At 68.9% G+C, this 23,584-nt stretch carries 25 protein-coding genes; 13 read left to right on the top strand and 12 right to left on the bottom strand.

The genetic code is table 11. The features are described from left to right. Nucleotides 1–42 precede the first annotated feature (42 nt). The 3 genes from VGC56_RS11285 to VGC56_RS11275 form a co-directional block, all read right to left on the bottom strand. Nucleotides 43–558 carry a Smr/MutS family protein gene (locus tag VGC56_RS11285; protein WP_464125003.1) on the bottom strand — a complete coding sequence of 172 codons (516 nt, stop codon included), beginning with the start codon at nucleotides 556–558 and terminating at the stop codon, nucleotides 43–45. After that, the gene (mltA, locus tag VGC56_RS11280; protein ID WP_464125002.1) at nucleotides 539–1,753 is read right to left on the bottom strand and encodes a murein transglycosylase A; all 1,215 of its coding nucleotides are present in this window, start codon (nucleotides 1,751–1,753) and stop codon (nucleotides 539–541) included. Before mltA ends, VGC56_RS11285 begins: the two co-directional genes overlap by 20 nt. Before the next feature lie 149 nt (nucleotides 1,754–1,902). Continuing rightward, entirely contained in the window at nucleotides 1,903–2,553 is a 651-nt protein-coding gene (locus VGC56_RS11275; protein WP_464125001.1) for a Tim44/TimA family putative adaptor protein, read from the bottom strand. Between the two features lie 203 nt (nucleotides 2,554–2,756). Here VGC56_RS11275 and secB point away from each other — a divergent pair, with 203 nt between their 5' ends. From secB to VGC56_RS11260, 3 genes are all read left to right on the top strand, one after another. Beyond that, the gene (secB, locus tag VGC56_RS11270; protein ID WP_464125000.1) at nucleotides 2,757–3,266 is read left to right on the top strand and encodes a protein-export chaperone SecB; all 510 of its coding nucleotides are present in this window, start codon (nucleotides 2,757–2,759) and stop codon (nucleotides 3,264–3,266) included. Between the two features lie 166 nt (nucleotides 3,267–3,432). Then, the gene (gene murJ, locus VGC56_RS11265; RefSeq protein WP_464124999.1) at nucleotides 3,433–5,013 is read left to right on the top strand and encodes a murein biosynthesis integral membrane protein MurJ; all 1,581 of its coding nucleotides are present in this window, start codon (nucleotides 3,433–3,435) and stop codon (nucleotides 5,011–5,013) included. Between the two features lie 100 nt (nucleotides 5,014–5,113). After that, nucleotides 5,114–5,800: a DUF4136 domain-containing protein gene (locus VGC56_RS11260; protein ID WP_464124998.1), complete on the top strand. Its 687-nt coding sequence runs from the start codon at nucleotides 5,114–5,116 to the stop codon at nucleotides 5,798–5,800. Between the two features lie 587 nt (nucleotides 5,801–6,387). Here VGC56_RS11260 and VGC56_RS11255 read toward each other — a convergent pair. From VGC56_RS11255 to mutM, 4 genes are all read right to left on the bottom strand, one after another. Then, nucleotides 6,388–6,834 (bottom strand): DMT family transporter, encoded by a 447-nt coding sequence (locus tag VGC56_RS11255; RefSeq protein ID WP_464124997.1) that lies wholly within the window; start codon nucleotides 6,832–6,834, stop codon nucleotides 6,388–6,390. Nucleotides 6,835–6,838: 4 nt separating this feature from the next. Beyond that, the gene (gene dnaA, locus VGC56_RS11250; RefSeq protein WP_464125038.1) at nucleotides 6,839–8,236 is read right to left on the bottom strand and encodes a chromosomal replication initiator protein DnaA; all 1,398 of its coding nucleotides are present in this window, start codon (nucleotides 8,234–8,236) and stop codon (nucleotides 6,839–6,841) included. A gap of 405 nt (nucleotides 8,237–8,641) precedes the next feature. Then, complete coding sequence (rpsT, locus tag VGC56_RS11245) at nucleotides 8,642–8,905, bottom strand: 30S ribosomal protein S20 (RefSeq protein WP_464124996.1); 264 nt, start codon at nucleotides 8,903–8,905, stop codon at nucleotides 8,642–8,644. Between the two features lie 99 nt (nucleotides 8,906–9,004). Further along, nucleotides 9,005–9,820, bottom strand: coding sequence for a bifunctional DNA-formamidopyrimidine glycosylase/DNA-(apurinic or apyrimidinic site) lyase (gene mutM / locus VGC56_RS11240; RefSeq protein WP_464124995.1), 816 nt, complete (start codon nucleotides 9,818–9,820; stop codon nucleotides 9,005–9,007). Nucleotides 9,821–9,896: 76 nt separating this feature from the next. Here mutM and VGC56_RS11235 point away from each other — a divergent pair, with 76 nt between their 5' ends. The 7 genes from VGC56_RS11235 to VGC56_RS11205 are packed head-to-tail and all read left to right on the top strand — an operon-like array spanning nucleotide 9,897 to nucleotide 15,102. Further along, nucleotides 9,897–10,625 carry a class I SAM-dependent methyltransferase gene (locus VGC56_RS11235; protein ID WP_464124994.1) on the top strand — a complete coding sequence of 243 codons (729 nt, stop codon included), beginning with the start codon at nucleotides 9,897–9,899 and terminating at the stop codon, nucleotides 10,623–10,625. Continuing rightward, nucleotides 10,622–12,154 carry a 2-polyprenylphenol 6-hydroxylase gene (ubiB, locus tag VGC56_RS11230; protein ID WP_464125037.1) on the top strand — a complete coding sequence of 511 codons (1,533 nt, stop codon included), beginning with the start codon at nucleotides 10,622–10,624 and terminating at the stop codon, nucleotides 12,152–12,154. Before VGC56_RS11235 ends, ubiB begins: the two co-directional genes overlap by 4 nt. Nucleotides 12,155–12,184: 30 nt before the next feature. Beyond that, entirely contained in the window at nucleotides 12,185–12,412 is a 228-nt protein-coding gene (locus tag VGC56_RS11225; protein ID WP_464124993.1) for a type II toxin-antitoxin system CcdA family antitoxin, read from the top strand. Continuing rightward, nucleotides 12,412–12,702 (top strand): CcdB family protein, encoded by a 291-nt coding sequence (locus VGC56_RS11220; protein WP_464124992.1) that lies wholly within the window; start codon nucleotides 12,412–12,414, stop codon nucleotides 12,700–12,702. Before VGC56_RS11225 ends, VGC56_RS11220 begins: the two co-directional genes overlap by 1 nt. A gap of 3 nt (nucleotides 12,703–12,705) precedes the next feature. After that, complete coding sequence (coaBC, locus tag VGC56_RS11215; protein ID WP_464124991.1) at nucleotides 12,706–13,902, top strand: bifunctional phosphopantothenoylcysteine decarboxylase/phosphopantothenate--cysteine ligase CoaBC; 1,197 nt, start codon at nucleotides 12,706–12,708, stop codon at nucleotides 13,900–13,902. Continuing rightward, nucleotides 13,892–14,338 carry a dUTP diphosphatase gene (gene dut / locus VGC56_RS11210; RefSeq protein ID WP_464124990.1) on the top strand — a complete coding sequence of 149 codons (447 nt, stop codon included), beginning with the start codon at nucleotides 13,892–13,894 and terminating at the stop codon, nucleotides 14,336–14,338. The genes coaBC and dut overlap by 11 nt, the downstream gene beginning before the upstream one ends. Beyond that, on the top strand, nucleotides 14,335–15,102 hold the full coding sequence (locus tag VGC56_RS11205) for a HesA/MoeB/ThiF family protein (protein ID WP_464124989.1): 768 nt from the start codon (nucleotides 14,335–14,337) through the stop codon (nucleotides 15,100–15,102). The genes dut and VGC56_RS11205 overlap by 4 nt, the downstream gene beginning before the upstream one ends. Here the strand turns inward: VGC56_RS11205 and VGC56_RS11200 are convergent. Both VGC56_RS11200 and topA read right to left on the bottom strand, forming a co-directional pair. Beyond that, nucleotides 15,090–15,398, bottom strand: coding sequence for a hypothetical protein (locus VGC56_RS11200; RefSeq protein WP_464124988.1), 309 nt, complete (start codon nucleotides 15,396–15,398; stop codon nucleotides 15,090–15,092). The genes VGC56_RS11205 and VGC56_RS11200 overlap by 13 nt on opposite strands. Next, entirely contained in the window at nucleotides 15,398–17,941 is a 2,544-nt protein-coding gene (topA, locus tag VGC56_RS11195; protein ID WP_464124987.1) for a type I DNA topoisomerase, read from the bottom strand. Before topA ends, VGC56_RS11200 begins: the two co-directional genes overlap by 1 nt. Before the next feature lie 105 nt (nucleotides 17,942–18,046). Here topA and VGC56_RS11190 point away from each other — a divergent pair, with 105 nt between their 5' ends. Then, the gene (locus tag VGC56_RS11190; RefSeq protein WP_464124986.1) at nucleotides 18,047–19,024 is read left to right on the top strand and encodes a 2OG-Fe(II) oxygenase; all 978 of its coding nucleotides are present in this window, start codon (nucleotides 18,047–18,049) and stop codon (nucleotides 19,022–19,024) included. 7 nt (nucleotides 19,025–19,031) lie between these two features. Here the strand turns inward: VGC56_RS11190 and VGC56_RS11185 are convergent, their stop codons facing one another. The 3 genes from VGC56_RS11185 to plsY are packed head-to-tail and all read right to left on the bottom strand — an operon-like array spanning nucleotide 19,032 to nucleotide 21,380. Next, nucleotides 19,032–19,679, bottom strand: a complete 648-nt coding sequence (locus tag VGC56_RS11185) for a hypothetical protein (protein WP_464124985.1) — start codon at nucleotides 19,677–19,679, stop codon at nucleotides 19,032–19,034. Then, nucleotides 19,676–20,767 carry a DNA-processing protein DprA gene (dprA, locus tag VGC56_RS11180; RefSeq protein ID WP_464124984.1) on the bottom strand — a complete coding sequence of 364 codons (1,092 nt, stop codon included), beginning with the start codon at nucleotides 20,765–20,767 and terminating at the stop codon, nucleotides 19,676–19,678. The genes VGC56_RS11185 and dprA overlap by 4 nt, the downstream gene beginning before the upstream one ends. Next, complete coding sequence (plsY, locus tag VGC56_RS11175; protein WP_464124983.1) at nucleotides 20,760–21,380, bottom strand: glycerol-3-phosphate 1-O-acyltransferase PlsY; 621 nt, start codon at nucleotides 21,378–21,380, stop codon at nucleotides 20,760–20,762. Before plsY ends, dprA begins: the two co-directional genes overlap by 8 nt. Nucleotides 21,381–21,508: 128 nt before the next feature. On the opposite strand from plsY, the gene murI reads away from it, so the two are divergent. Both murI and hemA read left to right on the top strand, forming a co-directional pair. Beyond that, entirely contained in the window at nucleotides 21,509–22,306 is a 798-nt protein-coding gene (gene murI, locus VGC56_RS11170) for a glutamate racemase (RefSeq protein ID WP_464124982.1), read from the top strand. 61 nt (nucleotides 22,307–22,367) lie between these two features. Then, on the top strand, nucleotides 22,368–23,582 hold the full coding sequence (gene hemA, locus VGC56_RS11165) for a 5-aminolevulinate synthase (protein ID WP_464124981.1): 1,215 nt from the start codon (nucleotides 22,368–22,370) through the stop codon (nucleotides 23,580–23,582). Nucleotides 23,583–23,584: the final 2 nt, after the last annotated feature.

Below are 23,584 nucleotides of genomic sequence, written 5' to 3'. Positions count from 1 at the left end.
ACATGGATAGGGCCGTGTGGGTTACTATTCCGTATCCGACGTTCAGCGTTTGCGGCGAAGCACGATGTAGAGCGCGCCGCTGCCGCCGTGGCTGGGGTGGGCGCCCCGGACCGCCGCGATGTCGCCGGCGTGGCGCGAGGCAGCGAGCCAGTCGCCGACCGCGGCGCGGATCGCACCTCGTTTCACCGGCCGCTCCGGCCCCGGCGGCTTGCCCGTGACGAGGAGGAGGAGCCGCGCGCCGTCGGCGATCGCCTGTTCGAGCCGGCGGTCGAGCAGGTCGTAGGCGGTGGCGAGCTTGTGGCCGTGGAGATCGAGCGTGGCATCGGGCGCGACCGCGCCGCGGGCGAGGCGGCGGTCCCAGCTGGCGCCGAGCGTGGTGCCGGGCGTCGCCCGCTTCGGCGGCGCAGGCGCGGGTGCCGGCGGCGATACGGCGCGAACCACGGCCCTCGCCGGCGGCCCCTCGGGCACCGGCTCAGGCTTCGCCGCATGCCCCAGCGGACGGACGCTCTCGACGACTCGCGCCCACAGGCGCTGCTCGTCAGGGGTGAGGCGCCGCATCGATCCGTGCCAGCGTACCCCGCGGCAGGAGGAGCCACGCCTTGCCGCGCCCCAGCATGCCGCCGGCGATGGCCGCCGCCTCGTCGCCCGCGCCCCAGAAGGTGTCGAAGCGGTTCGGCCCCTTGATCGCGCCGCCCGTATCCTGCGCGACCCACAGGCCGTTCGCCTGGCTGCGGTCGAGTTCCAGCAGGACCGGCGCGCCGAGAGGCGTGAACTTGGCGTCGGCGGCGACGCTGCCGCGGGGGGTGACGGGGGCGTTGAGGGCGCCGAGCGGGCCGGGGCCGGTCAGTTCCTTGAAGAAGACGTAGCTCTTATTCTCGCGCATCACCGCCTTCCCCTCCTCGGGGTGGGCGCGCAGCCAGGCGACGATGTCCTGCATGGTCGTGTGGCCGGGCTCGAGCAGGCCGCGGTCCTTCATCAGCTTGCCGATGCCGACATAGTCGCGGCCATTCTGCCCGGCATAGCCGATCCGCATCACCGATCCGTCCGGGAGGCGGAGGCGACCGGAGCCCTGGATTTCGAGAAAGAAGAGCGCGATGGGATCGGCCGCCCAGCCGATCTCCAGACCCCGGTTGGCGAGCGCCCCGTCCTCGATCTCGGCCCGCTCGTAATAAGGGACGACGATGCCGTTCTCGAGCCTCCCCCGCCGCGGCGAGCCGGCCGTCACCGCCGCTGCGTCGGCTTCGACGAGATCGGCCGGCTTGGCGTAGATTGGGACGTCATAGCCGGGAACGTGGGTGCGCGAACCGGCAATCTCCGGCTCGTAATAGCCGGTGACGAAGGCGGTGCCGGGCCCAACCTGCGCGAGTTCGAAATAGCGGCGGAAGAAGTCGCTGGCGGCGGCATCGTCGGCCGAAGCGGCGGCGGAGATCGCGTCGGCCGTCTGGCAGGCCTCGCGCCACTGGTCCGGCTGCGTGAGGCCGCTGCCGTCGCTGCGGCGCAGGAGCGCGGGGCAGGTCTTGAGGAAGGCGCCGAACGCCCGCGCCGCATTGGGGAGCGCGACGGTCTCGATGGGAGGTCCCGCCTGAACGCCGGCAAGCAGCGCGTTGTTCGGCACCGCAGCGGCCGGCGGCGGCGCCGGCGCGGGAGCCTGTACGGGCGGCGGCGTGCGCGCGGGCGGCACCACCTGCTGGGCGCAGCCGGCGAGGGCGAGGGTCATGGCAGCAGCCTGCGCCAACGCCGGAAGGTCACGCATGCGCACACCAAGAGCGCTCAATCTTGGGTGACGGCGCCGAATGCCCGCATGCCCCTTCCGGTCGACCCGGATCGTCGATTCGCCGCCCCTCATGCGGGCAAGATACCCTGCGCCAGGGGGTGTAGGAAAATCGTTTCTGCCCAGCAGCCTCAGTCGGCCTGGTCGGTTTCGACCAGCAGCCAGTTGGGATCGGCGCTGCCGATGCCGCGGCGGAAGGTCCAGACGTCGCGGCTCGGCACCGCGTCGGTCATCGTGCCGGCGACGAGCGTGCCTTCGCCGTCGCGGGTGACGGCGGCGATGTCCGAATCGAAGCGCACGTCGATCTCGGCGGTGCGTCCGGAGAGGCGCGCATCCTCGATCACCGTCCGCTCGATCGCGACGAGGCGGTTTTCGAGGCGGTGCCCAGCCGTCTCGCGCTCGGCGATCGCTTCCTCGAAGGCTCCCAAAACGCTGCCGCCGACGAGATAGCGCAGCGCCTCGCGGTCGCCGTTCCAGAACGCCTCCAGCACCATCTTGTAGGCGGCCTGCGCGCCTTCCAGGAAGCGGGCGACATCGAAGTTCGGATCGGCGGAGATGATCGCGCGGATGCCGGGCGCCGCCGGCTCCTCGTAGACGAGGCCGCTCGCCTCGGGCCGTTCGGCCGGAAGCTCGGCGACGGGCGCCGCCGCGTCGGGGGCGGCGGTGGTCTCCGCCGGCTTGAGGATCGGCTGCTGCTCATGGCCCGTGCGCCGGCCCAGCACCGAATAGAGGCGCAGACCCACGAACAGGGCAACCAAAGCCAGCAGGATGATTTCGGGCACTCACACTCTCCGCACTCTGGGCCGCACGCGGGCCCGCACTTGGTACGCCTGTCATAACATAAGCGTGCGTGGACAAGTATTCAAATGACACCTTGTTCCGCCGAGCGGCACGGTTGCACGCTCCACCCGCTCCTGCTACCCGCCCTTCCCGGCATGGCCGCCACCTGCGCGGCCCCTCACACCAGCATCGGGACAATCGGAAAATGGCGGAAGAACAGGGCTTTGCGGGCGAGCAGCTGACGAACGGCGAGGACAATCTCCCCCAGGTCGCGATCCTGTCGCAATATGCGAAGGATCTTTCGTTCGAAAATCCCAACGCGCCGGCCGTCTACCAATGGCAGGAGCAGCCGCAGATCGGCGTCGATTTCAACATCGGCGCGGGCAAATTGAACGACGAGCTGCACGAGGTCAGCCTCAAGATCGAAGTGCGCGCCACCGCCAACGGCCAGACCGCCTTCGCCGTCGACCTCGTCTATGCGGGGCTGATCGGCATCCGCAACGTGCCGGACGACCAGCTCCAGGGGTTCCTCCTCGCCGAGGCGCCGCGGCTGCTCTTCCCGTTCGCGCGCCAGATCATCAGCCAGGCGGTGCAGGACGGGGGCTTCCCGCCGCTGATGCTCGACCCGATCGACTTCCACGCCCTCTTCCTCCAGCGCTCCGCCGAAGGCGGCCAGGCGCTGGCGGGCGAGCCGAGCGAGCTCGGGCAGGCGTAAGACTCACACAAAATAACGATCGGCCGGAGCCCTTCGGGCTGAGCTTGTCGAAGCCCTCCCTTTCCTCTCTTATTGGGCAGGAGAAGGACGGGGCTTCGACAGGCTCAGCCGGAACGGCTTTTGGATACGCGATGCGCAGCATGAACAGTGGAAGGAGCGCGCGCCCGTGAACCTGACCAAGGCGCTCGGATCGGTCGGCGGCATGACCCTGGCGAGCCGTGTGCTCGCTCTGGTCCGCGACACGCTGCAGGCGACCTATGTCGGCGCGAGCTTCGCCTCCGACGCCTTTTTCGTGGCCTTCCGCCTCCCCAACATGTTCCGCGCCTTTTTCGCGGAAGGCGCCTTCACCGCCGCCTTCATCCCGATGTTCAACCGCAAGGTCGGCGAAAGCGGCGGCCTCCAGGCCGGCCTCGACTTTGCGGAGCGGGCGCTGGCGGTGCTGCTCCCCCTCCTCCTCGCTTTCACCGGCGTGATGATCATTGCCGCCTGGCCGGTGACCTGGGCGCTCGCGGGCGGGTTCACCCGTCAGCATCCGACCGACACCCAATTCGCCTTCGCCGTTTTGCTGTCGCGGATCACCATTCCCTATCTGATGCTGATCAGCCTCGCCTCCCTGCTCGGCGGCATCCTCAATTCGCTGGACAAATTCTGGGTCAACGCGGCGGCGCCGATCCTCCTCAACGTCTCGATGGTGGCGGCCTTGTGGTTCTTCCACGGCCATGGCCCGGACGCAGCCTATGCGACCGCGCGGGCGCAGGCGATTTCGGTGACCGTCGGCGGGGCGATGCAGCTCGCCTGGCTGATCCTGGCCTGCCGCCAATCGGGCGTGCGGTTGCGGATTCGCCGGCCCGAGTTCGACGCCGACGTGCGCCGGCTGATCAAGCTCATCCTCCCCGCCGCCACCGGCGCCGGCGCGTCGCAGATCAATCTCCTCATCTCGAGCTTCTTCGCCGGCTACCTGCTCGCCGCCGGCTCCATCTCGTCGATCAACTACGCAGATCGGCTGAACCAGCTGCCGCTCGGCATGATCGGCATCGGGCTTGGCACGGTGCTGCTTCCCACCGTCTCGCGGCTGCTCGCGGCGGGGCGCGACGCCGAGGCGATGGAGACGCAGAATCGCGGCCTCGAACTGGCGCTGTTCCTGACCCTCCCCGCCACAGCCGCCTTCATCTTCGCGGCCGAGCCGATCGTGCGCGGGATATTCCAGCACGGCGCCTTCGTCGCCTCGGACACCGTGCGCGTCTCCGCGGCGCTCAGCGCCTTTTCGATCGGCCTGCCCTCCTACGTACTCGTGAAGGTGCTGACGCCCGGTTATTATGCCCGCGGCGACACCCGCACGCCGGTGCGGCTCGCGATCATCTCGGTCGGCGTCAACATCGTCGGCAATCTGATCCTGATCCCGACCATCGGCGTGATCGGCCCGCCGCTCGCCACTGCCCTCTCCTCCAGCGTCAACGTCTTCATGCTGTGGACGACGCTGAACCGCCGCGGCCATTTCAAGACAGACCGGCAGCTGCGCCGCCGGGCCCCGCGCATGGCGCTGGCCGCCCTGATCATGGGCGGCGCCCTGTTCGTGCTGACCCCCTATGCGGACCCTTATCTCACCCGTTCGCTCCTGGTGCGTGTCACGGCGCTTGCCGTACTCGTGGGCGGCGGGGCGGCGGTCTACGCCCTCGCCTGCTTCGCGACCCGCGCCTTTGCCTGGGACGACGTGCGGATCCTGCTGCGCCGCCGACGCGCGCCCTGACGCTGCGCCGCGCTTAATCCTCCGTTCAGCGACGCTGGCGGCATTTTCGCTTTTGCCGTAGCCTGCCCGCTGCAGCCATGCTTTTCGAGTGAGGGATCAGATGTCGTTGTCCAGGAAACTCCTCGCCTTTGTAGCCCCCGCGGCCCTGCTCGCCCTCGGCGGCTGCGCGACCGGCTTTCCCGCCCAGGTGTCGCGTTTCCAGCAGATGCCCGCCCCCGCCGGCCAGAGCTTCGTCATCCAGGCGGCCGACGCGCGCGATCGCGGTGGCATCGAGTTCGGCCAATATGCCGATCTCGTCCGCCGCCACCTCGTCGCCTTGGGCTATGCGGAGGCGCCGGGCGCGGCGGCGGCGAACCTCGTCGTCACCCTCGACTACGGCGTCGACCATGGCCGCCAGCAGATCGAGCGACGCCCGGGATTCGGCAGCTGGGGCGGCTGGGGCGGCCTGGGCGCCTATGGCTTCCACAATCCGTACCGCTTCGGCGGCTATCGCGGCTTCGGCCGCTTCGCCACCGGCGGCTATTGGGGCTGGGACGATCCCTTCTTCTTCGGCGGCTTCAATCAAGTGGACGTCCGCACCGTCTATTCGAGCTTCCTCGACATGGACATCAAGCGCACCGCCGACGGCAAATCGGTGTTCGAAGGCACCGCCAAGGCCCATTCGGCCAGCGACCGCCTGCAGACCGTGGTCCCGAACCTCATCGAGGCGCTGTTCACCGGCTTCCCCGGCAATTCGGGCGAAACGGTCCGCATCACCGTCCCGCCGCCGCCGCGGCAGGGGCGGTAAGGCTCCGGCGAAACGAGGAGCGGGAGCCGCGGGGCAAACGCGGACTGTTGCGGATCCCCAAAACGTGATGTAATAACATTTCATGCGTATCCCGGGCTGGCTGATTGCCGCATGCGGCTCGATCGCGATGCAGGGCTTGGGAGCGGCTTTCGTTGGCCGCCTCCCGCCTTCGGTCCCTGAACCGAGTCGGGTCCTATGCGATTGCACCGCTCCTCCGTTCGTGCACAGCTCAGGGCTTCTCGTGCTGCAACATGGCGGCGGCGAGAATTTTCTGCCTCGCGAACCACGTGCCTCCCGCTGCGAACGCGCTTCGCCGAGCGACGACGAGGCTCCTTCGCCTCTCGCCGTGCCGGGCCCCCGAAGCTTGCCTACCGAGGAAGTGGTCGCCTGCGCGTCGTTCGGCTCCGATGGCCGGGTAAGCGCCGCGTGGATCATCCGGGGCAGCAAGGCGGCGGGGGACGACCGACTCGCCTTGAGAACACTGCGCGCGATCCATTTCTCGCCGGCGCACCTCTCCGGGCGAGCGGTGGCTTCGCGCCATGTGGTGATCGTGGGTCCGGCGAACTGGTCCGGGCTGGTATTCTAGCTCAGCGCCGGACCAGAAAGGCTCCCGCCAGCACCAGCCCGACGCCGAGGAGGCGCATCGGGCCGATTTCGACGCGGGGGAGGCCGAAGGCGCCGATGCGGTCGAGGAAGAGGGCCATGGCGAGCTGTCCGGCGATGGCGATCATCAAAAAGGCGGTGACGCCGAGCCGCGGCGCCGCCCAGGCGGCCATGGCGACGAAGACGGCGCCGTATAGGCCCCCGGTCCAGGCGTACCAAGGGAGTGTGCGGATCACGCCGGGAACCGGACGGGCACCGAACGCCAGGGCGACGGCGAGCAGCGCGATCGTGCCGACGGCGAAGGAGACCAAGGCGGCGTTGACCGCCGAGCCGACGCCGCGGGCGAGGAGCGCGTTGGTGGGGGCCTGAAGGGCGATGAAGCAGCCGCTTATGAAGGCGCCGATGAGGGCGCCCAGAAGCAGCGGGTTCAAGGGCTCAGCTCTCGAGCTGGCGGGTGAGCAACCGGATGTCGGAGTCGAGCTCCGGATCCTGGGCGCGCAGCTTCTCGATCTGCTTGACCGCGTGGATCACCGTCGTGTGGTCGCGCCCGCCGAAGCGGCGGCCGATCTCGGGCAGCGAGCGCGGCGTCAGCTGCTTGGACAAGTACATGGCGACCTGGCGCGGGCGCGCGACCTCGCGGGCACGGCGGGCGCTGGTCATCTCCGCCTTGCGGATGCGGTAATGGTCGGAGACCCGGGTCTGGATCTCGTCGATCGAGATGCGGCGCTGGTTGGCGCGGAGCGTCGAGGCGAGGACCTCGGTGACGAAATCGAGGTCGATCACCCGGTTCTGCATCATCGCGTAGGCGGCGATGCGGTTGAGCGCGCCTTCGAGCTCGCGGACGTTGGAGCTGATCCGCTTGGCCAGGAACATGACGACGTCCTCGGGCACCTGCACGTCGGGCAGCGCCTCGAGCTTCTTCAAGATGATGTTGAGCCGCAGCTCGAGATCGGCCTGGTTGATGTCGGCGACGAGGCCCCAGGAGAGGCGCGAGAGGATGCGCGGCTCGATGCCGTCCAGATCCTGCGGCGCGCGGTCGGAGGAGATGACCAGCCGGCGGCCCGCCGAGATGATCTCGTTCATCGTGTGGAAGAATTCTTCCTGGGTCGATTCCTTGCCGGCGATGAACTGGACGTCGTCGATCATCAGGAGGTCGGCGGAGCGCAGCTGCTGCTTGAACTGGATCGTCTCGTTGGCGCGCAGCGCCGCAACGAACTCGACCATGAACTTTTCGGCCGACATGTAGATGATCTTCGCACGCGGCTTCAGCCGGTGGAACTCGTGGCCGATGGCGTGGAGAAGGTGCGTCTTGCCGCGCCCGGTGCCGCCGTGGAGGAAGAGCGGGTTGAAGGCGACGTCCTTGGCGGTGGCGAGGGTCCTCGCGGCGCTGTAGGCGACCTCGTTGGCCTTGCCGACCACGAAGTTCTCGAACCGGTAGCGCGGCTCAAGCGCGACGGCATAGACGCCGTTCTTGCCCGCGGCCGGCTCGTCCTCGACGGCGGGCGCCGGAATCTCGACGATCGCGGCGGTCTTGGGCGCGGCGGCGCCGACGCCGATCAGGATCTGGCGGACCAAAGGGTAAGCGGCGCGCCAGGCGAGCGACAGCCGCTCGGAGAAATGGGTCTGCACCCAATCCGCCATGAACTGGGACGGGAGCTCGAGGCGCAGGATGCCGGTGTCCGAATCGAAATTGCCGAGCGCGATCGGGCGCAGCCAGCCGTCGAAGGTGCGGGCGCCGCAATCGCGGCGAAGGCCGGCGCGAATCGCTTCCCAGGCGTGCTGGAGCGGATCGCCATGGCCGGCGTCCCTCGGGCCGGAGATGGTGGAGACCATCGGCTTTACAGACACGAATGCACCCCCTCTTCCTCGGTCCCCTGTACGCGGGACCTTCATTTGCCGGGGCATAGCTTTCCCGCACACGGCCGCACCCCCGGCGGCGACCGATCGAAAAAGATGCTCCTGATATGGCGTCCGATGGGAGATTCGCCCCGCCGGAGCCACCGTTTTAGGGACGAGGCGGGGCAGCGATCAAGGGCCGAAAATGACGTTATGATGAAATAATTCCGTTGACACGCATTTACCGGGGCTTGCCGTAGAAATGGCGGAAAACTGCGGTTCCTGCCGAAGGGCGACGTGCGAATCGCGGGAAATGCGTCACTTTCCCGGTCCGTTCCCGAACGCACGAAAAAGCCCGCCGAACCAGGTCCGGCGGGCGCATTCCGAAAAGTTTAGAAGGGCTTAGGAAAGCGCCGCGACACGCCGTGTGAGGCGGGAGAATTTCCGCGATGCGGTATTCTTGTGGAAAACGCCCTTCGCGACGCCGCGCGCCAGCTCCGGCTGGACCTGCGCGAGCGCGGTGACCGCCGTCGCCTTGTCGCCCGCTTCCAGCGCCGCTTCGACCTGCTTCACGAAGGTGCGGATGCGGCTCACGCGGTTGCGGTTCACCGTCGCGCGGCGCGCGTTGCGGCGGATGCGTTTCTTTGCCTGCGGCGTGTTCGCCATCGTCTCAACTGCCTCTTTTTCTTAAATGAAAAAGGCGCGGCAATCGGCCCGCACCCGTTCGGTCGCCGCCTCTACTGGAGCGCGGCGCCAAGGTCAACATCAGCTGCGCTGGCAGCGCGGGCAAAAGAAGGTCGAGCGGCCCGAGTCGTTTCGCCTGCGAATCGGGCTGCCGCAGCGGCACGACTCGCCCTCCCGCCCGTAAACCCGCCATTGCTTCGAGAAATAGCCGAGCTCTCCCGAGGGCCGAGCATAGTCGCGCAGCGTCGAGCCGCCGGCCTCGATGGCGGCGCCCAGTACCTCGCGGATCGCGTCGACCAGCCGCTCCAGCCGCGGGCGCGAGATGCGGCCGGCGGCACGCGACGGCGCGATCCCCGCCATGTGCAGCGCCTCGCAGACGTAGATGTTGCCGAGGCCGGCGACGATCCGCTGGTCGAGCAGCATCGCCTTGATCGGCGCCGCCCGGCCGTCGAGCGCGGCCAGAAGCTGGTCGGCACTGAAATCCGGGCCGAGCGGCTCCGGCCCCAAGACCGCGAAAGGGGGCCAGGCGTCGAGATCGGCAGTCGGCACCAAGTCGACCGAGCCGAAGCGGCGGGGATCGTTGAGCGCCAGCACCCGCCCCTCCTCCGTCTCCAGCGCCAGATGGTCGTGCACGCCGAGATCGGCGGGGTCGATCCGCCAGCGCCCGGACATGCCGAGGTGGAAGACCATCGTGTCGCCGCGGTCGGTGTCGATCAGCCCGTATTTGGCACGACGGCGCAGGCCGGTGACGCGGGCGCCGGTAAGGCGCTGGCGCAGATCGGCGGGGAAGGCGCGGCGCAGATCGGCGCGGCGGGCCTCGACGCGGACGAGGCGGCGGCCCTCCAGCACCGGCGCAAGGCCGCGCACCGTCGTCTCGACCTCGGGGAGCTCAGGCATAAGCCTTCCCCTCCCCCGCCGCTCCGCCAAGACTCCACGTGCACATCTTCCGAAACCCCTGCTAGAGGCGGCGGCGATGGACAAGGTTTCTTTCGGCTTCGAAGAGGTTTTCCCCGACGAGAAGACGGCGCGGGTCGGCTCGGTCTTCTCGCGCGTCGCGCGGCGCTACGACCTCATGAACGACCTGATGTCCGGCGGCATGCACCGGCACTGGAAGGACATGTTCGTCCGGCGGGTGCGGCCGCGCTCGGGGGAAGCGATCCTCGACATGGCCGGCGGCACCGGCGACGTCGCCTTCCGCCTCGCCCGCCACGGCGCGAAGGTGACCGTCTGCGACATCAACGCCGACATGCTCGGCGTCGGCGAAGAGCGCGCGCGCAGCCGGCGCATCGACGGGCTCTCCTGGAGCGTCCAGAATGCCGAGGAATTGAGCTTCGCCGATCGCAGCTTCGACGCCTACACGATCGCCTTCGGCATCCGGAACGTCACCCATATCGAGCAGGCGCTTGCCGAGGCCCACCGGGTGCTGAAGCTCGGCGGACGCTTCTTCTGCCTCGAATTCTCGACCACCACTTGGCCGGGCTTCGCGACGCTCTACGAGAGCTATTCGATGAACGTCGTGCCCAAGATCGGCAAGGCGGTGGCGCGGGACGAGGAAAGCTATCGCTACCTTGTCGAATCGATCCGCCGCTTCCCGCCGATGGAGCGTTTCCGCGCGATGATCGAGAAAGCTGGCTTCACCCAGACCAAGGTCGAGCCGATCCTTGGTGGGCTCGTCGCCATCCACAGCGGGTGGAAAGTTTGACTCGACCCATCGTCCACGTCTGGCGGCTCCTCAAATGGGGCCGGGTGCTCGCCCGCCATGGCGCGCTGCGCGGCATCGAGCGCGACCCGAACACCCCGCCGCAGGTCCGCCGCCTCGCCCGCATCGCCCGGTTCGGCGCCCGCATCCCCAAGGTCCCGACCTACGGCCAGGCCTTCCAGGAGCTGGGACCCGCGGCGATCAAGTTCGGCCAAGCGCTGGCGACGCGTCCCGATCTCGTCGGCGCAGAAGCCGCGAAGAACCTCCAGACGCTGCAGGACAATCTTCCGCCCGCGCCGTTCGAGGAAGTGCGCCGCGCCATCGAGACGGGGCTGGAAAAGCCGCTCGAGGAGGTGTTCCGGGAGATCGATCCCGAGCCGGTCGGCGCCGCCTCGATCGCCCAGGTCCACCGCGCGATCACCACCGAGGGAAAGCTCGTCGCGGTGAAGGTGCTGCGGCCGAACATCGAGGAGGATTTCGCCCGCGCTCTCGACACCTACGAATGGGCCGCCGCCCAGGTCGAGGGCATGGGCGGCGAGATCGCCCGGCTTCGCCCCCGTGCCGTCATCGCCCAGTTCCGGCAATGGACGGCGCGCGAGCTCGACCTACGCCGCGAGGCCGCCTCCGCTTCCGAACTGCGCGAGAATCTCGTCGCCGAGAGCGGCTTCTACGTGCCCGCGATCGACTGGACCCGCACGTCGCGGCGGGTGATGACGCTGGAGTGGATCGACGGCATCAAGCTGACCGACCGCGACGCCCTGGTCGAGGCAGGCCACGATCTCGCCAGCCTCGCCGCCATCCTCGTCCGCGCCTTCCTCCGCCAAGCCGTAATCGACGGCTTCTTCCATGCCGACCTCCACCAGGGCAACCTCTTCGCCCTCCCCGACGGGAAGCTCGCGGCGATCGACTTCGGCATCATGGGCCGGATCGACCGCCAGGCGCGCTTCTGGCTGGCCGAGATCCTCTACGGCCTCCTCACCGGCAATTACCGCCGCGTCGCCGAAATCCATTTCGAGGCGCAATATGTCCCCGCGCATCACAATGTCGACGAGTTCGCGACGGCGCTGAGGGCGGTCGGCGAGCCGATCCGCGGCCTGCCGGTCAAGGACATCTCGATCGGCCAGATGCTCGACGGCCTCTTCACCATCACCCGCGACTTCGACATGGCGACCCAGCCGCACCTCCTCCTCCTCCAGAAGACGATGGTGATGGAGGAAGGCGTCGCCCACGCGCTCGATCCCGACATCAACATGTGGGAGACGGCCGAGCCGTTCTTGAGGGAATGGGTGCGCGGCGAGCTCGGCCCCGAAGCCGCGCTGGCCGACCGCCTGGTCCGCGATTTCCGCACCTTTGCAAAAATACCCGAGCTCATCCGCCGCATCGATCATTATTACCCGCCCCCCGGCGGCGCCCCCCCCGAACCGCCGCTGCCGGACGTGGTGCTGGTCCAGCCGCACCATTACTGGCGGTATGTGCTGACGGCGCTGGTGGCCGCCGCCGCCGGTGCAGCCGCAACGTGGTGGCTTGGTTGACTCCTGCGGTACGAGGCATAGCTTAGGAATATGGCCAGTCCCGCACCACAGTCGGAGCGCCGCCGCCTCGGCAACGATCGTCAGCGTCTTTATGAGGACGCTGCATATTACAACGTCGCGACCTTGGGACGCTCGGAGGCGGAGGTGCGCGATGCGGTGCGCGACGCCTGGCTCGAAGAGAATCGGACCGCTGTCGAGGGCTGGAACGCCTGGGTTGAGAAAAACGGGTTGCCGCTCGAGCGCTATCGCCCCCTCTGATGGCGCGGTTCGACGTCTACCGCTTGGGCGGCGGATACGTTCTCGATTGCCAAACGAACGCCTTCAGCGGTCTCGACACGCGTTTTGTCGCACCGCTAATCCCGATTGGAGAGGTGCCCCAGGTGCGCGGACTGAACCCTGTTTTCGAGGTTGGCGGAGAGCGGCTCGTCATGGCGACACAGTTTGCAGGGCCTGTTCCCGCACGTCGGCTCAAGAGTCGAATAGCGTCGCTTGAGGAGCAGGATCACGTGATACTCAATGCGTTCGACATGCTTCTTACCGGCTACTGAGCGATGATCGGCAAGCGCATCCTCCTCATCGTCGGCGGCGGGATCGCGGCGTACAAGGCGTGCGAGCTGGTGCGGCTGATCCGCAAGGCGGGCGGGAGCGTGCGGTGCGTGCTGACGGCGGGCGGGGCGCAGTTCGTGACGGCGATGACGCTCGCCGCACTCTCCGAGCAGGAGGTGCACACCAGCCTCTGGGACCTCAAGAACGAGGCGGAGATGGGGCATATCCAGCTCAGCCGGGAGGCGGATCTGGTGGTGGTCTGCCCGGCGACGGCGGACCTCATGGCGAAGATGGCGGCGGGGATCGCCGACGATCTTGCCACCACCCTCCTGCTCGCCACCGACAAGCCGGTGCTCGCCGCGCCCGCGATGAACGTGCGGATGTGGAAACACCCTGCAACGATGCGCAACGTGGCGCGACTGAGGGCCGACGGGGTGATGGTGCTCGAGCCCGACGAGGGGGAGATGGCGTGCGGGGAGTTCGGCCCCGGGCGGCTGCCGGAGCCCGAGCGGATTTTCGAGGCGATCGGACACCGCCTGGGGGGCGCGCCGGGACGGCTTGCCGGGAAGCGGATCGTCGTCACCGCCGGGCCGACGCATGAGCCGATCGATCCGGTTCGCGTGCTGGCGAACCGCTCTTCGGGCAAGCAGGGCTTCGCAATTGCTGGGGCGCTGGCGGAGCTGGGTGCGGAGGTAACATTGGTCGCCGGCCCCGTCGCGCTGCCATCGCCACACGGCGTGCGGCGGGTAGACGTCGAGACTGCGGCGCAGATGAAGGCCGCCGTCGAGGCGGCGCTGCCGGCCGATGCCGCTGTGCTGGTGGCCGCCGTCGCAGACTGGTCGGTCGCCGCTGCGCCGGCCAAGCTCAAGAAAGCGGACGGGCCTCCGCAACTCGCCTGGTCGCCGAATCCCGACATCCTCGCTGAGCTGGCCGCGTCGGACCGGCGCCCTCGCATGGTTGTCGGCTTCGCCGCGGAGACGCACGACGTCATCGAGGAGGCGCAGGCCAAGCGGCTGCGCAAGGGCGCGGACTGGATCGTCGCCAACGATGTTTCGGGAGACGTAATGGGCGGCGAGAGCAACGAGGTGCATCTGGTGACGGCGGAGGGCGTCGAGCATTGGGAGGCGGCGCCGAAAGCCGAAGTGGCGCGGCGGCTGGCGGAGCGGATCGCGGACGCGCTCGGGGCCGGCAATGGCGCCTGAGATCGAAATTGCGCTGAAGCGCCTGCCGCATGGCGACGGCCTTCCCCTCCCCTCCTACGCCACCCCCGGCGCGGCGGGCATGGACGTGGTAGCGGCGGAGAGCCTGACGCTGGCGCCCGGCGCACGGCACGCCGTGGCGACCGGCTTCGCCATCGCCATTCCACCCGGCTACGAAGTGCAGGTGCGGCCGCGCTCCGGGCTGGCGCTCAAGCACGGCATCACCTGCCTCAACACGCCCGGCACGATCGACGAGGATTATCGCGGCGAGGTGAAGGTGATCCTCGCCAATCTCGGCGGCGCACCGTTCGAAGTGGTGCGGGGCGAGCGGATCGCGCAGCTGGTGCCGGCCCCGGTGCAGAAAGCGCGCTTCCGCGAGGTCGCCGATCTCGACGAGACGGCGCGGGGAGCCGGCGGCTTCGGCTCGACTGGGCGGTGAGCCTCACCGACGACCAGCTCGACCGCTACGCCCGCCACATCGTCCTCAAGGAGATAGGCGGCGCGGGGCAGGCGAAGCTGCTCTCGGCCTCGGTGGCGGTCGTCGGCGCCGGGGGCATCGGCTGTCCGGCGATCCAGTATCTCGCCGCGGCTGGCGTCGGCTGCCTGCGCCTCGTCGACGACGACGTGATCAGCCTGGATAACCTTCAGCGCCAGGTGCTGTTCGCAACCGAGGACGTCGGCCGGGCCAAGGTCGATATCGCGGCGGACGCGGTACGGCGTCTCAACGGCGACGTCGCGGTCGAAGCTGTGCAGGCGCGGATCGACCGATCGAACATAGCGACTTTGCTCGGCGGCGTCGACCTGGTGCTCGACGGCGCCGACAATTTCGCCACCCGCCTGCTCGTTTCCGATTTCTGCACCTCGGCGCATATCCCGCTGGTCTCCGCGGCGGTCGGCCAGTTCCAGATCCAGGTCGGCACCTGGCGCGGCTGGGAGGCGGGTCGACCCTGCTATCGCTGCTTCGTCGGCGACGCGTTCGACGCGGAGGATTGCGACACCTGCGCCGAGCTGGGCGTGCTCGGCGCGGTCGGCGGGCTGGCGGGGAGCTGGGCGGCGCTGGAGGCGGTGCGGCAGATCGTCGGCTTCGGCGAAGACGCTGCGGGCAAGGTCCACGTCTTCGACGCCCTTGCCCCCGGCCTCAGGACGCTGAAGATCGCCCGCGATCCCGGCTGCAGCGCCTGCGGCGAGCCTCAGCCGAAGTAGAAGTCGGCGGCCGGCCGGAGCTGCAGGAACGTCAGTCCCAGCACGACCACTGCACAGACCACATCGAAGGCGCGAATGGCTCTGATCCGCTCGCCGCGCGGGTGGGCGAGCATGTCACGTCCGGTGAGGACGAGCACGGAGACCGCGCAGAACGCGGCGAGGAGTGCGGCCGTGAAGAAGGGCCAGAAGAAGATGCGCGGCGCCGCCCGCGCCGCGATCGGCCAGAGGAACAGAGCGACGCATTCGGCGCAGAAGCCGATGCCGCTCGCCAGCCCCAAGGTCCACCAGCGCAGCATCAGGCCTTCTTCGCCGCAGCCTTTTTGGCGGGCGCCTTCTTTTTCGCGGGAGCAGCCTTGCGCGCCGGCCCCTTGCGGCCCTTTTTGGCGGGCGGCCCCTTGGCGGCGCGCTCGTCGATCAGCTGCGCCGCCTCTTCCAGCGTCAGCTGCTCGGGCGCGAGCGACTTGGGAAGCGTGGCGTTGGTGGTGCCGTCGGTGACATAGGGGCCGAAGCGCCCCTCCATCAGCCGGATCTCGGCCTCGGTCCGAGGATGGGCGCCGAGCATTTTCAGCGGCTCGCGCGATCCGCGCGCGCCGCGGCCGCCGCCGGCCGCGGCCTCGGCGAGCTTCACCACCGCCGCGTTCATGCCCGTCTCGAACACTTCGGCCGTCGAGCGCAGCTTTGCATATTTGCCGTCATGGGCGAGATAGGGGCCGTAGCGGCCGATCGAGGCGGTGATCGGGTTGCCGCTCTCCGGATGCGTGCCGACGGTGCGGGGCAGCGACAGCAGGCGTACCGCGAGGTCGAGGTCGAGCTCGCCGGCGTCCTTGGGGATCGAGGCGCGCTTGGCCTCCTTGCCCTCGCCCATTTCGATATAGGGGCCGAAGCGGCCGTTCTTGCGGGTAATGTCCTGTCCGGTCTCCGGGTGCTTGCCGAGGATTTCGGGGCCTTCGCTCGCTGCGCCGTCCTCGCCGCCCTGGCCGAAGCGGCGGGTGAACTTGCACTCCGGATAGTTGGAGCAGGCGACGAACGCGCCGAAGCGGCCGCCGCGCAGAGCGAGCCGGCCCTCGCCGCAGGCGGGGCAGAGACGGGCGTCGGAGCCGTCGCCCTTATCCGGGAACAGCCACGGGGAGAGGAAGTCGTCGAGCGCCGCGGTGATCTCGGAGGGCTTCTGCTCCATGATCTCGACCGTCTTGGGCTTGAAGTCGCGCCAGAAGGCTTCGAGCACCTTCTGCCACTCCAGCCGCCCGCCGGAAATGTCGTCGAGCTCATCCTCGAGATGGGCGGTGAAATCGTAGGAGACGTAGCGCTCGAAGAACCGTTCGAGAAAGGCGGTGAGCAGCCGCCCGCTCTCCTCGGGCGTGAAGCGGTTCTTCTCGAGGAGGACGTAGCCCCGGTCCTTCAGCGTCTGGAGGATGGCGGCGTAGGTGGACGGCCGTCCGATGCCGAGCTCCTCCATCTTCTTGACCAGGCTCGCTTCCGAGTAACGCGGCGGCGGCTGGGTGAAATGCTGCTCCGCCATCACCCGCTTCTTCGCCGGTAGATCGCCCTCGCGCAGCCGCGGCAGGCGCCGGCTCTCTTCGTCCTGGTCGTCGTCGCGGCCCTCTTCGTACAAAGCGAGGAAGCCGGGGAAGAGCACGACCTGGCCGGTCGCACGCAGCCCCGTCTGGCCGGTGCCGTCCGCCAGTTCCGCCGTCGTGCGCTCCAGCCGTGCCGACGCCATCTGGCTTGCCAGCGCCCGCTTCCAGACGAGGTCGTAGAGCCGGGCATGGTCGCCCGAGCCGGCGCGGTCGCGCGAAAAGTCCGTGGGCCGGATCGCCTCGTGCGCTTCCTGGGCGTTCTTGGCCTTGGTCTCGTAATGGCGCGGCTTGTCCGGCACGTAGCCCGCATCGTAGCGCGCCGCGACGGCCTTGCGCGCCGCCGAGATCGCCTCGGGCGCCATCTGCACGCCGTCGGTCCGCATGTAGGTGATCGCACCGTCCTCGTAGAGCGCCTGGGCGATCCGCATCGTGTGGCTGGCCGAGAAGCCAAGCTTGCGCGCCGCCTCCTGCTGGAGCGTCGAGGTGGTGAAGGGCGGCGGCGGATTGCGGCTGAGCGGCCGGGTCTCGACCGAGGCCACGGTGAACCGACCCGCCTCGACCGCCGCCTTCGCCGCTTCGGCCGTGCCGCGGTCAGAGATGGTGAGGCGGTCGATCTTGTCGCCCTTGAAGCGGGCGAGGCGGGCGAGGAATTCCTGCCCGTCCGCCTCCATCAGCGCCTCGACCGACCAATATTCCTGCGCCCTGAACAGCTCGATCTCGCGCTCGCGGTCGACGATCAGGCGCAGCGACACGGACTGGACGCGCCCGGCGGACTTGGCGCCCGGCAGCTTGCGCCACAGCACCGGCGAGAGGGTGAAGCCGACGAGGTAATCCAGCGCGCGGCGGGCGCGGTAGGCGTCGATCAGATCCTCGTCGAGGGCGCGGGGATGCTTCATCGCCTCGGTCACCGTCGCCTTGGTGATGGCGTTGAACGTCACCCGCTCGACGTCCGCTGGGAGCGCCTTGCGCTTGCGCAGCACCTCCTGGACGTGCCAGCTGATCGCCTCCCCCTCGCGGTCGGGGTCGGTGGCGAGGATCAGGGCGTCGGCCTTCTTCGCCTCGTCGGTGATCGCCTTCAATTGCCGGGTCTTGTCGGCGTAGGTCTCCCATTCCATCGCAAAGCCGGCCTCGGGATCGACCGATCCGTCGCGGGGCGGCAGGTCGCGGACATGGCCGTAGGAGGCGAGGACGCGATAGTCCTTGCCCAGATATTTCTCGATGGTTTTCGCCTTGGCGGGCGATTCGACGACGACAAGCTTCATGGATTTTCACAGGCCCTATACACGTACGCGCGAGAGTGGGGAGCGGGGACGGCCCGCGTCAAGCGCCACTGGCGGAGCCGCCCGGCGCTTGGCATAGACGCCGCCATGCCGCCGCCCCCGCCCACCGTAGCCGACGCAATCCACCTCGCCGCGGCGGGACGGATCGCCGAGGCGATTCCGATCCTCCAGCACCTCGCCGGCCGCGGCGACCCGGAAGCCTTGTTCACCCTGGGCGACGTGTTCTGGCGCGGCGTCGGCGTGGCGCCGGACCTGCCGCGCGGCCGGGCGCTGTTCAAGATGGCGAGCGACGCCGGCAACGCAGCGGCAGTGCGCGGCTACACCAACCTCCTCGCCAACGGCGTAGCAGGGGAGAGGAACTGGGCGGAGGCGCTGCGGCGGCTGGCGGCGGAGGCGCAGGTGGATGCGCGTCGGGCGCAGATGCGCGATCTGATCGCCGCGATGGAGCTGACGCCGGAAGGGGATCCTGCGGTCGTTGCGCGCGGCGAGATGCTCTCGCTGCGCCCTCACGTCACGCTTTTCCGCGCCGCCTTCACATCGGCCGAGTGCGACTTCCTGATCCTCGTTGCGGAGCCGACCTACGAGCCGTCGCGGATCGTCGACGAGTATCGCGACGCGGGCGCCGAGTATCGCGAGGTCCAGGCGGAGCTGCGCACCTCCGATGGCTCGACGCTGCACGCGCTGATCGAGGATCCGGCGACCCAAGCCCTCACCCGCCGCCTCGCCGCCCTCTCCCGCACGGCGCCCGAGCAGGGCGAGCCGCTGCAGATCCTGCGCTACCGGCCGGGGCAGGAATATCGCCCGCACCACGATTGGCTGAACGACCCCAACCCGCGCGTGCAAACCGCGCTCGTCTACCTGAACGACGATTATGCCGGCGGCGAGACCGCGTTCGTGAGGACGGGCCTAAAGGTCCGCGGCCGCTGCGGCGACGTGCTCGTCTTCCGCAGCGAAGGTCCCGACGGCGGCCTTGACCCGCTGTCGGAACATGCCGGCCTTCCCGTCACCGCCGGCATCAAATATCTCGCCAGCCGCTGGATCCGCGCCGGTCGCCACATGCTGTGAACGCGCGTCAGGCGAAGACCTCGCCGACGTTGCCGTACGGACGACCGGCGATGTAGATTGCGACAGCGGCATACCAATAGCCGACGAGGCCGGCGCTGAGCAGAATGTCGGTGGCGATGGACGAAGACGGCGTGGCGTGGGGGCCGAGCGCGAACATTGTGCCGACGCCGAGCAACAAGGCGCTCCCGAAGACCAGGCAGACGCCGAGGACGGGCCAATAGCGGCCCTCCATCTCCTCGCCGCTGCGTTTCAGCGCTTCGAACACGCCCGTTCTCTTCGCGACGAGCACGGGGACGGCGACGGTCCACCGTACGAGAAGGTAGATGCCGGGAATGACCAGCAGCACGAGACCGATGAGGATGGCGATTTCCATCACGATGCTCAGGCCCAGCAGCGCCCAGATTCGCGCGCGTTCGCCGCGCTCGGCGAGTCCCGATTGCTCGAGGAGCGTGAACGTGATCTGATATTGAAAAGCGAGCGACGCAATCAGGCGCGGGAGGCCGATGAGATTTCGGAATTGCGGATAAGAGTCCGCTGCGAATTCAATCGCCGCGAGGACGATCACGGCCGCCAAGGCAAGCCAGAGCGTTCGCCGCAGGAGTGTCCCCGTGAGGTCGATCATGTAGCCGGCGTCGGAACGGCGCTCGAAGCTCATACCAGGCTCACCTTGCCGCCGGCGTGGCGCTCCAGCCGGCCCGCCAGTTCCAGCTCCAGCAGCACCGTCTGCACCGCTGCTGGCGGAAGTCCGGCCTGCCGCACCAGTTCGTCGACCGGAACGGGCGTGCCGTTCAAGAGGCCGGCGACCGTTTCGCGCACGCTGTTCGGCACGTCCGGCGGTACGTCCGCAACGGCATATTCGAGTTCCTTCTGCCGGAAGGGGCGGAGGCGCAGCGGGTTCACCGCCTCGACGACGTCCTCGGCATTCTGGACCAAAGTTGCGCCGTCGCGGATCAGTTGGTTGCAGCCCTGCGCGCGCGGATCGAGGGGCGAGCCGGGCACGGCCATCACCTCGCGCCCCGATTCGGCGGCGAGGCGGGCGGTGATCAGCGAGCCCGAGCGCGGCGCCGCCTCGACGACCACCGTGCCCTGGGCGAGGCCCGCGATGATCCGGTTACGGTAGGGGAAGTGGCGGGCGCGGGGCTCGGTGCCGGGCGGCTGCTCGGCGACGAGGAGCCCGCGCTCGGCGATCGCGCGCTGCCGCGCCTCGTTCTCCGGCGGGTAGAAGATGTCGATGCCGCCGGCCACGACGCCGATCGTGCCGCTGTCGAGCGACCCGTCATGGGCGGCGGTGTCGATGCCGCGGGCGAGGCCCGAGACGATCACCGTCCCCGCCTCCCCCAGCTTCGTCGCGAGGCCGCGGGCGAAGCGGCAGGCGGCGGCGGAGGCGTTGCGGGCGCCGACGATGGCGACGCAGGGCCTGTCGAGCAGCGCCACATCGCCCTTGACGACGAGCGCCGGCGGCGCGGTCTCGATCTCGGCGAGGAGCGGCGGATAGGCGCCCTGGCCGAGGAAGAGGTAGCGCGCGCCGAGCCGCATGACCGCCTCGATCTCCCGCTCGACGGCGGCACGGGCGATCAGCCTGGGCCCGCGCCCGCCGCCGCGCGCGGCGAGGTCGGGAATGGCTGCCAGCGCCGCCGCAGCGGAGCCGAAACGGGCGAGGAGCTGGAAATAGGTGATGGGGCCGACATTCTCGGACCGGATCAGCCGCAGTCGGGCGACCTGGTCCTCGCTCGGCTCAGCCATGCTTGGCCGCGCCCACCCGCGGCTCCGTCCGCGCGAACAGCCGGCCAATGTTGGCGCGGTGCTTCCAGAAGACGAGCAAGGTGAAACCGAGGAACAGCAAGGCGAGATCGATTCGTCCCGAGACGGCAGCCGCGACCGGGGTGACCGCCGCCGCCGACAGTCCCCCGACCGACGAGTAGCGGGTGAGGCCCAGCATGCCGAGCCACGCCATTGCGTAGGCGACCGGCACCGGCCAGCCGAGCCCGTCGGCGAGGCTGAAGCCGAGGACGATGCCGAAATAGGTCGCCACCCCTTTGCCGCCCTTGAAGCCGAGCCAGGCGGGCGCGAGGTGGCCGATCAGCGCTGCGATGGCGGCGAGCTGGACGGCGATCGGGAACAGCCAGGCGGCCAGGATTACGGCGGCGCACCCTTTGGCCATGTCGAGCAGCAAGGTGGCGGCGGCGAGGCCCTTGCGGCCGGTCCTCAGCACGTTGGTCGCGCCGATATTGCCAGAGCCGATGGCGCGCAGGTCGCCGGCGCCCGCCATCTTCGTCAGCAGCAGGCCGAACGGGATCGAGCCCAGTCCGTAGCCGAGCGCGATGGTGAGCAGAGGTTTGGCGATCGATGCGTCCACGGCACGGGCTCCCCGGGGAGAAGTCTATCATTTCGATGAGCCGGCGCAACAACCTTCCGCGAAAAGCGAGGGGAAGCGCCGGGGTGCCGCCGGCTTGCGGCCCCTGCCCCCGCTGCTACAGCAGCGCCGTGACCGGTGCACGCCCCCTCCTCATCTTCGACTCCGGGGTCGGCGGCCTGTCGGTAGCGGGCGCGATCCGCGCGGCGCTGCCGCAGGCGCCGCTCGTCTACGTTGCCGATGCAGCGGGCTATCCCTACGGCACCAAGCCGGCGTCGCTCATCGAGGCGCGGGTGCCGGCCTTGCTCGGCCGCCTCGCCGAACGCTTCGACCCCGAATTGATCGTGATCGCATGCAACACGGCCTCGACCATAGCCTTGGACGCCGTCCGCGCCGCCCTCGACCTGCCGATCGTCGGCACCGTGCCCGCGATCAAGCCGGCGGCGGCCTTGTCGAAGACCCGGACCATCGGCGTCCTCGGCACCGAAGCCACGGTGCGCCAGCCCTATGTCGACCGTCTCGCCGGCGAATTCGCCGCCGACTGCCGCGTCTTGCGGCACGGCTCGGCGGAGCTGGTCGACCTCGCCGAGGCGAGCCTGCGCGGCGAGCATGGAAATCGCGCGACCTATGCGAAGGTGCTGGAGGGACTCCTCGGGCAGGACGGCGGCGAAGCAATCGACACGATCGTCCTCGCCTGCACCCATTTTCCGCTGGTCGAGGCGGAGCTCGCCTCCGCCGCGCCGCGTCCGCTCGCCTTCGTCGATGGCAAGGAGGGGATCGCCCGCCGCGTCGCCTTCCTCACGCGCCAACGAAAGTGGAGTGAAGAGGCGCCCCCGCACCGGGCGTTCTTCACCGGCCGCACCGCCGATCTCGCCGCCTACGGCCCCGGCTTCGCCCGGTTCGGTTTCCACGCGCTGGATTTCCTCTGAACCGCTGGAAATTACCGCCGGAAGGGCGTATCGGCCAAGTGAAGCACCGGGGTTAGGCGACTTGGACTATAATCGTATCTTCGCGGCGGCGATCGATCGGCTCCACGACGAGGGCCGCTACCGCGTGTTCATCGACATCCTGCGCAACAAGGGCAGCTTCCCCAACGCGCGCTGCTTCGCCGGCCATAACGGGCCCAAGCCGATCACCGTCTGGTGCTCGAACGACTATCTCGGCATGGCCCAGCACCCCGCCGTGATCCAGGCGATGGAAACTGCGCTGCACGACGTCGGCGCCGGCTCCGGCGGCACCCGCAACATCGGCGGCAACACCCATTATCATATCGACCTCGAGGCCGAGCTTGCCGACCTGCACGGCAAGGAAGCGGCTTTGCTGTTCACCTCCGGCTACATCTCCAATGAGGCGACACTGTCGACGCTCGGCAAGCTGCTGCCCGGGTGCATCATCTTCTCGGACGAATTGAACCACGCCTCGATGATCGCCGGCATCCGAAATTCGGGCTGCGAGAAGCGCGTGTTCCGGCACAACGACCTCGCCCATCTCGAGGCGTTGCTCGCTGAGGCGGACCCCGAGACTCCGAAGCTCATCGCCTTTGAGAGCGTCTATTCGATGGACGGCGACGTCGCGCCCATCGCGGACATCTGCGACCTCGCCGACCGCTACAACGCCATCACCTATCTCGACGAGGTCCACGCCGTCGGCATGTACGGGCCGCGCGGCGGCGGTATCTCGGAGCGGGAGGAGGTGGCGCACCGCGTCACCGTCATCGAAGGCACGCTCGGCAAAGCGTTCGGCGTGATGGGCGGCTACATCGCCGCCGACCGCAATATCGTCGACGTGGTCAGGAGCTACGCGCCCGGCTTCATCTTCACCACCTCGCTGTCGCCGGTGCTGGCGGCGGGGGTGCTGGCGAGCGTCCGCCACCTCAAGCAATCCTCCGCCGAACGCGAGGCCCAGCAGGCGCATGCGGCGATGCTGAAGGCGCTGTTCGCCGAGGCGGGGCTGCCGGCGATGCCGTCCGTCACCCACATCGTGCCGCTGCTGGTCGGCTGCCCGATAAAGGCGAAGCGGATCAGCGACATCCTGCTCGCCGAATACGGCATCTACGTCCAGCCGATCAATTTCCCGACCGTCCCGCGCGGCACGGAGCGCCTGCGCTTCACACCCGGCCCGCACCACAGCGAAGCGATGATGCGCGAGTTGACGGCGGCATTGGTGGAGATCTGGGACCGCATGGAGATGCGTGAGGCGGCCTAAAG

Origin of the sequence: Allosphingosinicella sp. (assembly GCF_036403745.1) — a bacterium.
GTDB lineage: Bacteria > Pseudomonadota > Alphaproteobacteria > Sphingomonadales > Sphingomonadaceae > Allosphingosinicella.
This window is presented reverse-complemented; position numbering and strand designations above follow the sequence as displayed.